The following is a 14873-nucleotide window of genomic DNA, read 5'->3' on the forward strand; positions in this document are numbered from 1 at the left end:
GTCTAGGGTGTTGACATAAGAGCCGTCACGGCAGGTCGAGGCGAGAACGAGGGAGCCGACGATGATGGTCACCAGGGCGAACAGCGGCGAGCGGCGCCGACGCAGGCCGACCAAATCCGGCGCGGTGCTCACCGAGCAAATGATCATCGATGCCGCCACGAGATTGCTCAGGCTGCACGGCAGCGAGGGGCTGTCGGTCCGACGTCTCGGCGTTGCCCTCGGTGCCGATCAAAGCGCCCTGTACCGGTACTTCTCCGGCATCGACGACCTCCGCCTGGCCATCGCCGACGAAATGATCGGCCGGGCCCTGCACGGCCTGGAGATCACCGGTGACTGGCGCCGGGATCTCCGGGACTTCGGCCTGCGCGGGCATGCCGCCTACCTCGCCGATCCCCAGGTGGCGGTGCTGGCCGCCAGTCGCATCACCGGGCGACCCCAGGAGGCCCGGGCGATCGAGCTGGTGCTCGGCATCCTGCGCACGGCCGGTCTCGACGAGCGACGGGCGGCATACGTCTATCGTGCCCTCGTCGATCAGATGTTGGCCTTCGCGGCGCTCGACGGCGCCGAACTCGCCGTGCCCGCCGACACCCGTACCGACGATGCCGAGAAGTGGCAGTCGGTCTATGCCGAGCTCTCGACCACCGACTTCCCCAACATTGCCGCGGCAGCCGACGATCTGGTGGCCATCGGCCGCAAGAGTGCGTATCCGACAGCGCTCGATCTGACCCTCGATGGAATCGAGGCTTTACTGATCCGACGTGGCCGGCACCCACAAGAGCCCACACTCGATGGGTGATTCGACGGTGAATGGTTGCTGCATTGTTGCGAATTCCGGACGGATATCCACAGCATAATCCCGGGCAGAAGGTGAAATCACTGACTTCTCGATGACTGGACCGAGAAGCCCGGCACGAGATGTGATTACGTGGAGGGTCATGAACGTGACCCACATTTCGGGCCGACATTCATCTGACACATCTGCAGCGGTGGCCGCCGGCGCGCTGGCGGCACTGGTGTCCTTCGTCGGTTCCTGGATTCCGCAATTCTGGTACGACGAGATGGCCACGCTCGGCGCGGCGCGGCGCACGCCCGCACAATTGATGCGGCTCCTCGGCAATGTCGACGCTGTCCACGGCGCCTACTACTGGTTCATGGACGGGTGGTTGCGCCTCGTCCCGGACACCGAGTTGTGGACCCGTCTACCCGGCGTGGTGGCCATCGGACTCGCCGGCGCAGGCATCCATGTGCTCGCCCGGAGGCTGGCGGGGCCGACCACGGCACTCGTCGCCGCGGTGTTCTTCGCATTCCTGCCGAGTACCGTTCAGACCGCGACGGAAGCCCGCCCGTATGCCTTCACCGTTGCCGCCGCGGTCTGGGCCACCCTCGCGTTGGTCACGCTGGTGCGCGCGATCCTCGACGGTCGGCGCTGGTGGCCCGCAGCACTGACCTATGGTGTGCTGCTGGTGACGAGCATGGCCTTCTCGATCCTGAGCGCCCCGCTGATGGCCGCTCACGCGCTCAGTGTGCTGATCTCGCGATCGACTCGTCGCGCGATCCCCATCGTGCTGGCGTGCATGGTTGCCGCGGTGATCGTCGTCTCCCCACTCGTGCTCGCGGTCGCCGACCAATCCGGCCAGGTCGCCTGGATCGGCGGTTACCACTACAACCCGGTGCTTCGCGTCAACGACATCGCTTTCCCCAACGCACCGCAATTGACGTTGTTGGCCCTCGTCGTGGGGGTGTGCACGCTCGTCGGTATCGTCCGTGCACGCGCGGACCGGGGTTCCGTTGCGACGCAGCCACCACCGCCCGGCCTGACGCTGCCGGTGATTGCGTGGCCGTGGCTGATCGTGCCACCGATTCTCTTGGGCCTGTACTCCCTGATCAGCCCGTCGTTCGTGACGCGGTACCTGTGGTTCGTCGCGCCCGCGGTGGCACTGCTACTCGCGGCGGGCGTGATTCGCCTCGCCGACAACCGAATCCGGGCCGGGGTGCCGATGGTGGCCGTCTGGACGGCGGCCTTCGTCGTTCTGGCCCTACCGACCGTCGTCTACCTGCACACACCGCTGACGAAGCCGTACGGCATCGACTATCGTTCGGCCACACAGTATCTCGCCGAACACGTTACGAACGAGGACTGCCTCGTCGAGGGCGATGTCGCGCACGCCGACGGCACGTCCCGCTACATCGCCGAGGGCTATCCGCAGGGATTCGTGCGCGGGCGAGACATCATGCTCGACGACACTGCCGGGTCGTCCCGCGATCGCGGGGCACTCTGGGACCGGTCACTGCCCACCGACACGACCGGTCAGCGGGCGCGGGGTTGCCCACGGGTATGGGTGCTCACCGATCGGGAGAACGCGTCGGTTCCGTCGGATAGTCTGCGTGCGAACGGATTTCGCGAGTCGGGCAGGTTCTCCGGGAAGGACCTCCAGGTGATCGCATTCGTCCCGACCCGGTGACCCCGCGGTGTCAGGTGAAGGCCTTCAGGTCGGGATAATTGGTGATCTCCCAGCCGCCGTCGACGACGAGGCTGGTGCCGTTGATGTAGCTCGCCTGTTCGCCGGCCAGAAAGAGACAGGCGTAGGCGATCTCCTCGGGTGTGCCCGCCCGGTTCATCACGATCCGATTCAGATAGTCCGTGGCCACCGATTCGATACCGAGGAACGGTGCGGTCATCGGCGTATCGACGAGTCCCGGCAGGACGGCGTTGACGCGGATTCCGTCGGCTCCGAGTTCCAGCGCCGCGTTCTTGGTGAAACTCTCGACGCCCGCCTTGGCTGCCGCGTACGAGCTGCCTCCATATAGCGGTACATGGGCATTGAGCGACGACACATTGACGATGGCGCCGCCGCGGCCACCGTCGCGAATCGCTCGTGCAGCATGTCGAGTGACCAGATAGGTGCCCTTGAGCACGACATCGATCGTGGCGTCCCAGTCCGACGTCGGCCCGTCCACGATGGTGCCGATCCGCGCGATGCCGGCGACGTTGAATGCGACGTCGAGTTGGCCGAACCGCTCGACGGCGAGTGCGACAGCACCGGCGACGTCGTCCTCCTGTGCCACGTTGCCGGCCACCCCGACGACGGTGTCCCCGAGGCCCTTCGCCACCGACGCGACGCCGTCGGCGTTGAGATCCAGCAGAGCCACGGAGGCTCCCTCGTCGACAAGTTTTCGGCCGACCGCAGCGCCGATACCCGAAGCTCCGCCGGTGACCAGCGCGACCTTGCCCTCGAACCGCGACATGGTTGTCCTCCTCAGTCAGGTGTGCACACCACGGATGTGATGCTCCCCACACCGTAGGGAGCATCATGCGCGTTGGACATTCCCCGACAGGGGCAGCACAAATAGCACTTTCGTGGAATAGGAACACACTCGACGCGTCAGAGCACCGTCGACGCAGTCACCACGGGTTCGGCCGGGGGCGCGCACACCGATCGGCTCGAGGGGTCCCGAGGCTCGTCCTTCGCCCCGATGGTCGAGGCGCTCGGCGCCCCAGGCGCCGGTTGGCTTCAGGTGATGATGTCGAGCCCGAGATCGAGCACGGTCACCGAGTGGGTGAGCGCTCCCACGGCGAGATAGTCAACGCCGGTGCGGGCGTATTCGGCAGCGACGTCGAGCGACAGACCGCCGGAACTCTCCAGCTTGGTCTGCGGGGACCGAGAATTGCGGCGCTGCACCGCGATCTGGGTGGCCCAGGGCTCGAAGTTGTCCAGGAGTACCAGTTGCGGCGACAATTCGAGAACCTCGTCGAACTGTTCGAGCGAATCGACCTCGACCTCCACCGGCAGCTCCGGCGCGGCCGCGCGCACGGCCTCCAGCGCGGCGCGGACCGACCCGGCCGCGGCCACATGGTTGTCCTTGATCAGTGCGGCGTCACCCAGGCCCATCCGATGGTTGGCACCGCCGCCGGCGCGGACGGCGTACTTCTGCAGAGACCGCATGCCGGGCAAGGTCTTCCGGGAATCCCTGATCTTGACGTCGGTACCGGCGACCGCGTCGACCCACGCCGCAGTCGCGGTGGCGATCCCCGACAGGTGACACAGCAGATTCAGACAGGTGCGCTCGGCGGTGAGCAGAGACGCGGTCGGTGCATGTACCGCGAGGACCGTGTCGCCGGGTGCCACTCGCGTGCCGTCGGGCACAACCTCGGTCACCGTGTACGCCCCTACACCGATGACCTCGTCGAACACCGCCTGCGCCACCGGGATTCCGGCGACGACGCCGTGTTGGCGGGACACGATCGCGGCGTCGGTGCTCGCGTCCGGCGCCACCGTGGCCGCGGTGGTCACGTCGGGTCCGTAGCGCAGGTCCTCGTCCAGTGCGGTGCGGATGAGCGCGCGGATCTCGTCGGTGATCTCGAGTTCGTCTCGGCCCGTGGCCGTTTCCTGCCCGACGAACGTGGCACTCATCGCGTCACTCCCCCGAGCCCGGATTGCCGATCGCGATCATCCGCTCGACGCTGCGACGTGCACGCTCGGCGACGTCGTCGGCGACGAACACCTCGTCGCGGCCCTCCCGCAACGCACGCAGTAGCGCAGCCGGGGTGATCATCTTCATGTACGGGCACGAAGCGCGATCGTTGACGGCCTGGAAGTCGATGCCGGGGGCGGCCTTTCGCAGCTGGTGCAACATGCCGATCTCGGTGGCGACGAGGACCTGTTTGGCACCGGTGGCGCGGGCGGCGTCGATCATCCCGCCGGTGGAGAGGATCTTGACCCTGTCGTCGGGAACCGCGCCCTCACCGGCGAGGTACAACGCCGATGTGGCGCAACCGCATTCGGGGTGGATGAACAGGTCCGCGTCGGGGTGGGCGTTGGCCTGCGCGGTCAGCTCGTCACCGTTGATCCCGGCGTGCACGTGGCATTCGCCGGCCCAGATGTGGATGTTGTCGCGGCCGGTCTCACGCTTGACGTGTGCCCCGAGGAACTGATCGGGCAGGAAGAGCACATCACGCTCGGGATCGATCGAGGCGACCACGTCGACGGCGTTCGACGAGGTGCAGCAGATGTCGGTGAGGCCTTTGACCTCGGCGGTGGTGTTCACGTAGGAGACCACGACGGCGTCGGGGAACTCCTCCTTCCAGGCGCGCAGGTCGTCGGCGGTGATCGAGTCGGCCAGCGAACAGCCGGCGCGGGCGTCGGGAATGAGCACACGCTTGTCGGGGCTCAGGATCTTCGCGGTCTCGGCCATGAAATGCACACCGCAGAAGACGATTTCGTCGGAGTCGACCTCCGCGGCGATGCGCGACAGGGCCAGCGAGTCGCCGACGTGGTCGGCGACGTCCTGGATGGCCGGCAGCTCATAATTGTGGGCGAGCAGCGTGGCATTGCGGGCACGTGCGAGGCGTCGGATCTCCTCGGCCCACTCCGCGGTCGGTTCGACACCGGTGTATCCCCCGGGACCGTCCACCCACCGGGCGTCGATCAGTGCCGGCGTGGTGCCGCCGACGGCGATGCGGTCGCTGGTGATGCTCATCTGCCACTCCGTCCTTCATGCCGCTCGGGCATTGCTGCTCGCGGCACGGGCTGTGCTCCGAGACCGGTTTTCGACTACTGATCGAAAACCTGGTGATCATCGTAACACCGGCCCGTGCGCGGACATTCCGGCGCACACGAGTAGTTCCAAGCGCATTCCAAGTAGTCCACTACGCATTTGCCGGAGACTCGTCGAACGTAGCGTCGGTACTGCGTCGCCGCACATCCCCTCACCTGCATGTTCACAGGAGGCCTGACCATCATGACCGCAAGCCTGACCCCCGCCGGAGAATCCCGGGCCCCGATCGTCCCCATCGCCGCACCGCGCCCGGTGATCCCGGTGCGGCGGGCATACTCCACACCCCTGCAGGCGGTTCGCCGCCGTCAGGAGGCCCTCGAACGTCTCGCCGCGCGTCGCATCGTCCCCCCGATGCCACAACCGGAGGCGCTGCGCCCTGTCCTCGTGCCCGAGCCGGCGGAAACACGCCAGTATCCCGCTGTCCCCCTGACGTGCCGCGAAGTCGAGGTGTTGCGTACCTGGCTGCTCGTGGACTCCAAGTCGGAGGCAGCGACGGATCTGAACATCTCGGTGGGCACCGTCAACACCCACCTGGCCAGGATTCGCAGCAAGTACGCCCAGGCCGGACGCACTGCACGCACCAAGGCATCGCTGGTGGCCCGCGCCATCCAGGACGGGCTGGTCGTGCTCGACGAGCTCTGAGGCGGCCGCCGGACGAGCGCACAGCCGTCAGAGTTCACAGTCGTGAATTCACATGGGCGGCTTGAGGGTGGCGAACTCGTCGGTGACTCGAAGTTCGTTGTCCGCGAAGGCATACAACGCCGGTGGTCGTCCCCCGGACCGACCCGTCCGGCCCAACGTGCCGGTGGCGACGACGACACCCCGCCGACTGAGGATGCGCAGGAGATTGGTGGTGTCGACGCGGTAGCCGAGAGCGGCACCGTAGATCTCGGAGAGCTCCGACATCGGGAACCTGCTCGGCGCCAACGCGAAAGCGATGTTGGTGTAGGAGAGCTTCGCGGCCAACCGATGGCGGGCCTTGGTGATGACAGAGCCGTGGTCGAAGGCCAGTTCGGGCAACGCGTCGACACGGTGCCAGTCGGCGCGATCCGGTGAGGTGGTGCGCGCATCGCTGGGAACGAGTCCGAGGTAGGTCGACGCGATGGTGCGGATACCCGGCACACGATGCGGCGCGGAGAACACCGAAAGCTGTTCGAGGTGCGCGAGAGTGCCGATGTCGACCATGTCGGCGACGACCAGTCGCGCGCAGGTTTCCAGGGTGTCCTCGCCGCCGACCCGCCCGCCGGGGAGACACCAGGTCGATCCCTCGCCGCGGGTCAGGAGCACACAAAGTTCCGGCGCGGTGGCGTTGATGTCGCGGACCTGGAACACCGCGGTCAGGACCTCGACACGCAAGGGCGAGACGGACGCCTCGTCGGACTCGGCGCGCGCGGGTGATGGCATGGGGTCGATTGTAGGGTGCGTCGCAGTGACGATGAGCGCCGTCGACGTGGTGACGGGCGCTGTCGGGGTAGGGACGGGCGCCGTCGGCGTCGAGACGGGCGCCGTCGGCGACTACGCGGGCGGGGCGGGTTGCGCGGGAACCGGTTGCGGCTCCGGGGTTTCGGGCGCCACGTCGCCGACGCCGAGATCTCCGTGGCGATTCGCCAGGGCGAACACGAGGTAGACGACCGTGGCCGCGAGCGGCGCACAGATCGCCAATGCCCATGGACCACTGGGGGTTCCGCGGGTGGCGCCGTCGAGCCACAGTTGCGGGACGGCGCGGAAGAGGGCGCCCACCGCGACCGAGTCGGGGTCGGTGAAGCGACGCGCTGCGATCAGCGTCCCGGCCCATCCGGCGATGCCCGACCCGAGCACCGTGGTGAGGAAGACGGTCGCGTACCCGGGCAGCCCGCGCCAGCCCGGGGCCACCAGCCACCCGAGCACACCGCCCAGCGCGCCGTACCCGAGCATGACGAAGGCGAATGCCGAGACACCGGCGATGCTGTCAATCGGATACACCTGATGCGCGCCTTTCAGCGCGCTCATCGACGGGGTGATCACAGCCCACAGACCACCGGCGACCACCCCGAGCACTCCGATCACCACTGCACACGCCGCCAGCGTCGCCGGGGTGCGGTGCGCGAGGTGCCTGCGGGGTCCGGCGGACACCGGACCGGGCGCGGTCATCGGTGACCCAGGTCGGAGGAGTCGACGCGACCGTGCCGCGAGCACCGCGCATCCCATCCGTCCGGGCGGACCTGCACGATCATGCGCCGCCCGCACTGCCCGCAGAATCGGGGCGGCTCGAGGCCGAGCCGGGCCGCGGGCGGTATCGCGTCGGCCGACTCGATCTCCACCTCGATCCCGGTGTACACGCCGTACCGGCACGGCTGATCCAGCGGGCCCGGGATCGGCACCGCACCGGAGGTCAGGCTTGTTGTCATGGCACCACTCACGCTGGCGAGCCTAGTCACGTTCGTCCTCGGTGTGGATCAGATGCTGTCGTTGAGCGCCTTGATGGGCATCGACAGGTCCTGCAGGAGATCGAGGTCGTCCTCGGCAGGGCGACCCAACGTGGTCAGGTAGTTGCCGACGATGACGGCGTTGATGCCGCCGAGGATGCCCTGCTTGGCCCCGAGATCGCCGAGGGTGATCTCCCGGCCGCCGGCGAACCGCAGAATCGTGCGCGGCAGGGCCAACCGGAACGCGGCGACGGCCTTGAGCGCTTCGGCTGCGGGGAGCACGTCAAGATCGCCGAACGGGGTGCCCGGACGCGGATTCAGGAAGTTCAGCGGCACCTCGTCGGGCTCGAGCGAGGCGAGGTCGGCGGCGAACTCGGCGCGCTGCTCGAGGGACTCCCCCATGCCGAGGATGCCGCCGCAGCAGACCTCCATGCCCGCGTCGCGGACCATGCGCAGCGTGTCCCAACGCTCTTCCCAGGTGTGGGTGGTGACCACGTTCGGGAAGTGACTGCGGGCGGTCTCCAGGTTGTGGTTGTAGCGGTGGACGCCCATGTCCTTGAGCTGGTCGACCTGTTCCTGGGTGAGCATGCCCAGGCTGCAGGCGATCTGGATGTCGACCTCGTTGCGGATCGCCTCGATCCCGGCGGCCACCTGCGAGAGCAGGCGCTTGTCGGGGCCGCGGACCGCCGCGACGATGCAGAATTCGGTGGCACCGGTCTTGGCCGTCTGCTTGGCGGCCTCGACCAGCGACGGGATGTCGATCCAGGCGCTGCGCACCGGAGACGCGAAAAGGCCCGACTGCGAACAGAAGTGGCAGTCCTCGGGACACCCGCCGGTCTTGAGCGAGATGATGCCCTCGACCTCCACCTCGGGTCCGCACCACCGCATGCGGACGTCGTGGGCCAGTTGCAGCAGCTCGGTGAGCCGGTCGTCGCCGAGTCGGAGCACGGTGAGCACCTGATCGCGGGTCAGCGCTTCACCGCGTTCGAGGACCTGGGCGCGGGCGACGGCGAGGATGTCGTCGGTGTCGGTCCCGGCCGCGACGTCGGACTGTACGGGGGCCTGGGTCATGGGTGAACTCCTTGATGTGAGGGCACGGATGGTGGTGCGGGTACGGACTGAGGTGACGGCGCCGGCGTTGCAGGGGTGAGGCTCTCGATCCAGCCGGGGTCGAACCAGCCGGGTGCGGACTCGGTGAAGTCGGCCTGGCTACGGCCGCCGGCACCGGCGGGTAGCACCCCGACCACCGGCACCCGGGTCAGCCGGGGCAGATCCTCGCGATTGCAGCGCATCGCGAGATCGGGTGTGCGCGGCCACGATCCGAGAACGAGCCCGGCCGGCCGCAGCCCCGCTGACCTAATGGCCCGAACCGTCAGTTCGGTGTGATTGAGGGTGCCGAGTGCGGGGTCGACGACGACGAGCACGTCGGCGACGAGTGCGGCGGCCACGTCGAGGATCGTGTGTTCGGGAGCCAACCGGACCAGCACCCCGCCGGCCCCCTCGACCAGCGTCATCTGATGCGCCGCAACAAATCCGGCGATCTGACGGCCCATCGTGCCGGGGTCGGCCTGCGGCGCCCCGGCATGTCGGGCCGCGGTCTCGGGGGCGAGTGGGTCGGCGAACCGCACGCACTCGTGGGTCGGCAGCGCTCCGGCAAGGGCAGTGACGGTGGCGAGATCACCGGGCTCGTCGGGTTCGACGCCGGTCTGGGCGGGCTTGCACACCGCGACATCGACACCGCGGGCCGCCAGCGTCGCGGCGAGCGCTGCGGTGACGACGGTCTTACCCACGTCGGTCGAGGTGCCGGCAATCACCAGGCAACGATCCGCAAGGCCATGTGAACCCGTAAGACCCTGTGGGACAACCCGACCACCGGTCATCGAACACCCACTTCCCGGAGCGCGGCGAGGACGACGTCGGCGGCACGATCGACGTCGGCGGCGTCGAGGTCGGCGCGCATCGTCAGCCGCAGACGCGAGGTACCCGGTGGCACCGACGGCGGTCGGAAGCATCCGACGAACACCCCGCGGGCCCGGCAGGCGGCGGCGGCGGCGAGCGCGGGTTGCGGATCACCGACGATCACCGAGAGCACCGCGGAGGTCTGCGGGATTCCGTCCGGGTCGAGCGGCAGGGCCAGGCCGAGACGACCTGCGATGCGAAGGACGTTGTCGCGCAACCGTAGTGGCATGTCCGGGTCCGTCCGCAGCAATGCCAGGGCGGCCCGGGCGGCACCGACCGCCCCCGGATTGAGGCCGGTGTCGAAGATGAAGGTGCGGGCCCGGTCGATCAGGTGGCCGCGCAGCACCGTCGGTCCGAGCACCACTCCCCCTTGTGCGCCCAGCGATTTCGAGGCGACCGTGGTCACCACGAGATCCGGCGCACCGGAGAGGCCGGCCTCGGCGATGACGCCGCGCCCGCCCGGGCCGCGCACCCCGAGGCCGTGCGCCTCGTCGACCAGCAGCGCCGCGCCGTGCGCTCGTGCGGCGTCGTAGAGTTCGCGCACGGGAGCGGCGGCGCCGTCGACGCTGTAGATCGAGTCGGTGACGACGAGTGCGCGTTCCTCGTCCCGGGCTGCGAGCGCCGCGCGGACCGCGTCGTGATCGCCGCGATCGACGACCACCACACGCGCACGCGACAGCCGGCAGCCGTCGATCAGGGAGGCGTGGGTACCGGTGTCGCTGACGATCAGGTCGCCGCGCCCGACGAGCGCGGTGATCGCCCCGACGTTGGCGAGGTAGCCGGAGGAGAACACCAGAGCCGAAGGGAATCCCAGGAATTCGGCGATCTCGCCTTCGAGGTCGAGGTGCGCCCGGGTGGTGCCAGCGACCAGTCGCGAGGCGGTCGAGCCCGCACCCCACTCGTCGATCGCCGTGCGCGCCGCGGCAAGCACCACCGGATTCCGCGACATCCCCAGGTAGTCGTTCGAGGCGAGATCGAGCAGGCCCGCACCACCGTCGCGGACGACGGGGTCCCGATGCAGCCCGGCCTGCGCGGTGGCCCGCTGGGCCGCATGCAGCCAGTCAAGGGCGGGCCCGGTCGTGCCGATGATCGTGTCCGTGGTGGTCACGACGACACCACCTCTCGGGTTGCGGCGATACTGGCCCGCGCCGCCGATGCCATGCCGCGGGTGATCACGTCGACGTCGTCGTCGGAGCAGAGGAACGGCGGCATGGCATAGATCAGGGTGCGGAACGGTCGCAGCCATGCGCCGGCGTCGAGCGCGGCGGTGGTGGCGGCCGCCATGTCGACCGGTCGGTCGAGTTCGACGACACCGATCGCGCCGAGGACCCGGACGTCGCGCACACCGTCGAGGTGGCGCAGCGGGTCGAGTCCGCGGCGCAGCCCGTCCCGGATGCGGGTGACGTCGTCACGCCACGGGCGCGACGCCAGCAGCTCGGTCGAGGCGACGGCGACCGCGCACGCCAACGGATTGGCCATGAACGTCGGGCCGTGGGCGAGTCCGCCCGCCTCGCCGGAACTGATCACCTCGGCAACCTCCTCGGTGCACAGGGTCGCTGCGAGGGTCAGGTATCCCCCGGTCAACGCCTTGCCGACACACATGATGTCGGGGGCGACGCCGGCCTGATCGGCGGCGAACATCGATCCGGTACGACCGAAGCCGGTGGCGATCTCGTCGAAGATCAACAACACGCCCTGCTCGTCGCAGATGCGGCGCAGCGCGCGCAGATGCGCCGGGTCGTGGAACCGCATGCCCCCGGCACCCTGGACGATCGGTTCGACGATGATCGCCGCGAGTTCGTCACGATGGGCCGCGACGACGTCGGCGAGGTCGGCGTCATAGGAGTCGTCGGCGTCCTCCGGCGGCGCGGGCACGAAGATCTGGCGGGCCAGGACGTCGGTCCACATGCTGTGCATGCCGCCGTCGGGGTCGCACACGCTCATCGGGGTGAAGGTGTCGCCGTGGTAGCCGCCGCGCCAGGTGAGCAACCGGGTACGGCCCGGTTCGCCGCGACCGCGCCAGTACTGCAACGCCATCTTGACCGCGACCTCCACCGAGACCGAACCGGAATCGCAGAAGAACACCTTGCGCAGCGGCTCGGGGGTGAGGTCGACGAGCAGCTCGGCGAGTCGCGCCGCGGGCTCGTGGGTGAGTCCGCCGAACATGACGTGCGACATCGAGTCCAGCTGACGCCGCACTGCGGCGTCGAGGACCGGGTGACGATAACCGTGGATGGCCGCCCACCACGAGCTCATCCCGTCGACGACCGTGCGTCCGTCGGCCAGCTCCAGTCGCACGCCGGATGCGCCGGTGACGACGAGCGGCCGGGTCGACGGTGGGAACGCACCGTAGGGATGCCAGATGTGGTCCGCATCGATGCGGCTGATGCTCATCTGATCCACGGGGACGTTCCTTCCATGTGTCGATGCGGGCGACGTGTCGATCCGGGGCCGGCGGCCCACAGGTGCGGGAGGGGGCAGCCTCTCCGTAAGCCTCGCCTGGACACTGTACAGGGCCACCCTGGACGGTGTACAGGACCGCCTCGGCGGTGTCCGGCCTCGTGGCTCTACGCTGTCCGGGTGAGCAACAATCGCGCCGACATCCTCGCCGCCGCCCGCGACGTGCTCACCCGACACAGCCTCGCCGACCTGACCATGCGCCGGCTCGCAACCGAGGTCGGCGTCCGCCCCAACGCCCTGTACTGGCATTTCCCCAACAAGCAGACGCTGTTGGCGGCACTGGCCGACGACATCCTCACCGACATCGCCGAACCCGGTCCGGATCTGCGGTGGGACGAACGCCTCGAGGCGCTGGCGACCGGCATGCGCACGGCGCTGCTGGCCGTCCCCGACAGCGCCGAGGTCGTCTCGTCGAGCTGGGCCAGCGCATTATCCGGGCGGGCTGTCGCCGATGACGTGGCCGCTGCCGCCGCACTCGGTGGTCTCGACGAGCACGGGGCCCGCGCGGTCGCGACCGCGATCTGCCAGCTGGTGATCGGACTGACGATCGAGGAACAGACCCGAGCCCAGATGGAACGGCTCGGAGTCATCGAGCCGTCCGACCGGGACTTCGACGAGGAATTCACCGGCGCGCTCGCGGTGATCATCGACGGCGCCCGCAGTCGCGCCCACGTGGCCGGGCACCTGTAGAACCGTCGGCGCCGGTAGCGTCGAGGGTGCGCACACATGTCCTCCCCCGCACGAAAGTCCGACTCCCATCGTGGCCACCACCCAGGCAGTCCGCACCCGGCCCGGGTCGGCGACCCCTGCGGCGCAGTCCTACCGCACCGATCTCGACGGGTTACGGGGCATCGCGATCGCGCTGGTGGCGTGCTTTCACATCTGGTTCGGCCGGGTCTCCGGCGGGGTCGACGTCTTCCTGACACTCTCGGGCTTCTTCTTCATCGGTTCGCTCCTGCGGCACACCATCGCAAGTCAGTCCGGCGAGATCGGCCTTGCCGCGACGATCAACCCGTGGCCCCGTCTGCGCCGACTCCTCCGCCGCCTGCTGCCGGCTCTGCTGACCGTCCTGGGTGCGGTGCTGATCCTGACGGTGCTCCTGCTGCCGCCGACCCGATGGGCCAACATCGGTCGCGAGCTCACGGCAAGTGCCCTGTACTACCAGAACTGGTATCTGGCACTGAACTCGCAGGACTACCTCGCGGCGAGCTCGGCGAACAGTCCCCTGCAACACATCTGGTCGATGTCGGTGCAGGGGCAGTTCTTTCTCGCCACGCTCCTGGTCGCGCTGGGCTTCGCCGGGCTGGTCAAGCTCGCCGCGCGGGTGATCGCACCGATCGCCGCACCGCACAGCATCCGCGTGTGCGTGGGGGTGGCGTTGCTCGGCGCGTCGGCCATCTCGTTTTACTGGGCCGACATGCGCATGGGCGTGAACCAGCAGTGGAACTACTTCGACACCCTCTCCCGTCTGTGGGAGCCGCTGGCCGGAGGACTGCTCGCGGTCTGGTTGCCCCGATGGCGTATCCCGAGCGCGGTGCGCACCCTCGCCGGCGCGATCGCGCTCGGACTGATCATCACCTGTGGATGGTGGATCGACGGGGTGGACTCCTACCCCGGCCCGTGGGCGCTGGTTCCGGTCGGGTCCACCCTGATCCTCATCTGGGCGGGCGCGGCCACGCTCGAACAGCGCTCCGGTGCCCGACACGCACGTCCGGTGCATCCGCTGCCGATGATCAGCCGGCTGTTGGCCTCCTCAGTGCCGGTCTGGTTGGGGACCATCGCCTACGCGCTCTATCTGTGGCATTGGCCGCTGCTCATCTTCTTCCTCAACTGGCGCGGGAAAGAGCATGCGTCGTTCCTCGACGGCGCATGCCTGCTGGCGGTCTCGATCGGTCTGGCATGGCTGACCAAGCGTTACATCGAGGACCCGCTGCGCACAGGTACCGCACCCGGTGGCCGGGGCCGAGCAACACGGCGTCTGCCCTCCTACACCGCCGTGCTCACCTCGATCCTCCTCGTGCTCAGCATGTCGGGGGCGGTCGCGATCGGGATGTGGCAACGGCACGTCTCGACGCTGACCGTCGACACCGCCGACCTCGATCCGCGTGACTACCCCGGCGCCCGCGCATTGCTCGACGGTGCGCCGGTGCCGGCACTCGATCCGCAGCCGACGCCGCTCGCCGTCATCGAAGACTTTCCGGAGACCTCGACGGACGGCTACATGAGCAGCTTCGAGGACCCGTCGATCCACGTCGGGGTGTACGGCGACCCGAACGCGCAGCGGACCATCGCACTCGCGGGCGGTTCGCACGCCGAGATGTGGATCAGCGCGCTGCACCTGCTCGGCAAGAGACACCACTTCCGTGTCACCACCTACCTGAAGATGGGGTGCCCGCTCTCGACCGAGGAGCTGCCGTCGATGCAGAACGGCGTGCCGTACCCGCAGTGCCATGACTGGGTGCAGCGGGTGATCCCCCGGATTCTCGCCGATCG

Annotated in this window: 15 protein-coding genes; 5 read left to right on the forward strand and 10 right to left on the reverse strand. The window is 68.6% G+C overall.

Features of this window, described 5'->3' with window-relative positions; translation table 11 throughout:
• The first annotated feature begins 61 nt into the window (after positions 1 to 61).
• Positions 62 to 796, forward strand: coding sequence for a TetR/AcrR family transcriptional regulator (locus tag GOPIP_RS19265; RefSeq protein ID WP_006371446.1), 735 nt, complete (start codon positions 62 to 64; stop codon positions 794 to 796).
• Between the two features lie 139 nt (positions 797 to 935).
• A complete protein-coding gene (locus GOPIP_RS19270) occupies positions 936 to 2462 on the forward strand; it encodes a glycosyltransferase family 39 protein (RefSeq protein ID WP_210739491.1) in 1527 nt (508 codons plus the stop codon).
• Positions 2463 to 2472: 10 nt separating this feature from the next.
• Here the strand turns inward: GOPIP_RS19270 and GOPIP_RS19275 are convergent, their stop codons facing one another.
• The 3 genes from GOPIP_RS19275 to nadA all read right to left on the reverse strand — a co-directional run bounded on the left by GOPIP_RS19275 (position 2473) and on the right by nadA (position 5478).
• A complete protein-coding gene (locus GOPIP_RS19275; RefSeq protein WP_006371448.1) occupies positions 2473 to 3246 on the reverse strand; it encodes an SDR family NAD(P)-dependent oxidoreductase in 774 nt (257 codons plus the stop codon).
• Positions 3247 to 3512: 266 nt separating this feature from the next.
• A complete protein-coding gene (gene nadC / locus GOPIP_RS19280; protein WP_006371449.1) occupies positions 3513 to 4412 on the reverse strand; it encodes a carboxylating nicotinate-nucleotide diphosphorylase in 900 nt (299 codons plus the stop codon).
• Positions 4413 to 4416: 4 nt separating this feature from the next.
• Complete coding sequence (gene nadA / locus GOPIP_RS19285) at positions 4417 to 5478, reverse strand: quinolinate synthase NadA (protein ID WP_006371450.1); 1062 nt, start codon at positions 5476 to 5478, stop codon at positions 4417 to 4419.
• Positions 5479 to 5739: 261 nt separating this feature from the next.
• Between nadA and GOPIP_RS19290 the strand changes: the two genes are divergently transcribed.
• Positions 5740 to 6198: a LuxR C-terminal-related transcriptional regulator gene (locus tag GOPIP_RS19290; protein WP_006371451.1), complete on the forward strand. Its 459-nt coding sequence runs from the start codon at positions 5740 to 5742 to the stop codon at positions 6196 to 6198.
• 48 nt (positions 6199 to 6246) lie between these two features.
• On the opposite strand, the gene GOPIP_RS19295 is transcribed toward GOPIP_RS19290, so the two are convergent.
• From GOPIP_RS19295 to GOPIP_RS19325, 7 genes are all read right to left on the reverse strand, one after another.
• Positions 6247 to 6960: an NUDIX hydrolase gene (locus tag GOPIP_RS19295; protein WP_006371452.1), complete on the reverse strand. Its 714-nt coding sequence runs from the start codon at positions 6958 to 6960 to the stop codon at positions 6247 to 6249.
• Between the two features lie 111 nt (positions 6961 to 7071).
• On the reverse strand, positions 7072 to 7686 hold the full coding sequence (locus tag GOPIP_RS19300; protein WP_006371453.1) for a DUF2567 domain-containing protein: 615 nt from the start codon (positions 7684 to 7686) through the stop codon (positions 7072 to 7074).
• Positions 7683 to 7943: a biotin synthase auxiliary protein BsaP gene (bsaP, locus tag GOPIP_RS19305; protein WP_035728452.1), complete on the reverse strand. Its 261-nt coding sequence runs from the start codon at positions 7941 to 7943 to the stop codon at positions 7683 to 7685. Before bsaP ends, GOPIP_RS19300 begins: the two co-directional genes overlap by 4 nt.
• Positions 7944 to 7991: 48 nt before the next feature.
• A complete protein-coding gene (gene bioB, locus GOPIP_RS19310) occupies positions 7992 to 9032 on the reverse strand; it encodes a biotin synthase BioB (protein WP_006371455.1) in 1041 nt (346 codons plus the stop codon).
• A complete protein-coding gene (gene bioD, locus GOPIP_RS19315) occupies positions 9029 to 9775 on the reverse strand; it encodes a dethiobiotin synthase (RefSeq protein WP_006371456.1) in 747 nt (248 codons plus the stop codon). The genes bioB and bioD overlap by 4 nt, the downstream gene beginning before the upstream one ends.
• Before the next feature lie 62 nt (positions 9776 to 9837).
• Positions 9838 to 11028 carry an 8-amino-7-oxononanoate synthase gene (locus tag GOPIP_RS19320; protein WP_006371457.1) on the reverse strand — a complete coding sequence of 397 codons (1191 nt, stop codon included), beginning with the start codon at positions 11026 to 11028 and terminating at the stop codon, positions 9838 to 9840.
• The gene (locus GOPIP_RS19325) at positions 11025 to 12323 is read right to left on the reverse strand and encodes an adenosylmethionine--8-amino-7-oxononanoate transaminase (RefSeq protein ID WP_006371458.1); all 1299 of its coding nucleotides are present in this window, start codon (positions 12321 to 12323) and stop codon (positions 11025 to 11027) included. The genes GOPIP_RS19320 and GOPIP_RS19325 overlap by 4 nt, the downstream gene beginning before the upstream one ends.
• A gap of 177 nt (positions 12324 to 12500) precedes the next feature.
• Between GOPIP_RS19325 and GOPIP_RS19330 the strand changes: the two genes are divergently transcribed.
• Both GOPIP_RS19330 and GOPIP_RS19335 read left to right on the forward strand, forming a co-directional pair.
• Positions 12501 to 13070 (forward strand): TetR/AcrR family transcriptional regulator, encoded by a 570-nt coding sequence (locus GOPIP_RS19330; protein WP_006371459.1) that lies wholly within the window; start codon positions 12501 to 12503, stop codon positions 13068 to 13070.
• A 70-nt stretch (positions 13071 to 13140) separates the two neighbouring features.
• Positions 13141 to 14873: acyltransferase family protein (locus GOPIP_RS19335; RefSeq protein WP_006371460.1), on the forward strand; the 1733-nt coding region annotated here is incomplete at its 3' end.

It is taken from the genome of Gordonia polyisoprenivorans NBRC 16320 = JCM 10675 (assembly GCF_000241325.1).
Lineage (GTDB): Bacteria > Actinomycetota > Actinomycetes > Mycobacteriales > Mycobacteriaceae > Gordonia > Gordonia polyisoprenivorans.

Coding starts and splice junctions, on each gene's coding strand:
- GOPIP_RS19265 (WP_006371446.1), top strand. CDS start 62: ATGATGGTCACCAGGGCGAACAGCGGCGAGCGGCGCCGACGCAGGCCG.
- GOPIP_RS19270 (WP_210739491.1), top strand. CDS start 936: ATGAACGTGACCCACATTTCGGGCCGACATTCATCTGACACATCTGCA.
- GOPIP_RS19275 (WP_006371448.1), bottom strand. CDS start 3,246: ATGTCGCGGTTCGAGGGCAAGGTCGCGCTGGTCACCGGCGGAGCTTCG.
- nadC (WP_006371449.1), bottom strand. CDS start 4,412: ATGAGTGCCACGTTCGTCGGGCAGGAAACGGCCACGGGCCGAGACGAA.
- nadA (WP_006371450.1), bottom strand. CDS start 5,478: ATGAGCATCACCAGCGACCGCATCGCCGTCGGCGGCACCACGCCGGCA.
- GOPIP_RS19290 (WP_006371451.1), top strand. CDS start 5,740: ATGACCGCAAGCCTGACCCCCGCCGGAGAATCCCGGGCCCCGATCGTC.
- GOPIP_RS19295 (WP_006371452.1), bottom strand. CDS start 6,960: ATGCCATCACCCGCGCGCGCCGAGTCCGACGAGGCGTCCGTCTCGCCC.
- GOPIP_RS19300 (WP_006371453.1), bottom strand. CDS start 7,686: ATGACCGCGCCCGGTCCGGTGTCCGCCGGACCCCGCAGGCACCTCGCG.
- bsaP (WP_035728452.1), bottom strand. CDS start 7,943: ATGACAACAAGCCTGACCTCCGGTGCGGTGCCGATCCCGGGCCCGCTG.
- bioB (WP_006371455.1), bottom strand. CDS start 9,032: ATGACCCAGGCCCCCGTACAGTCCGACGTCGCGGCCGGGACCGACACC.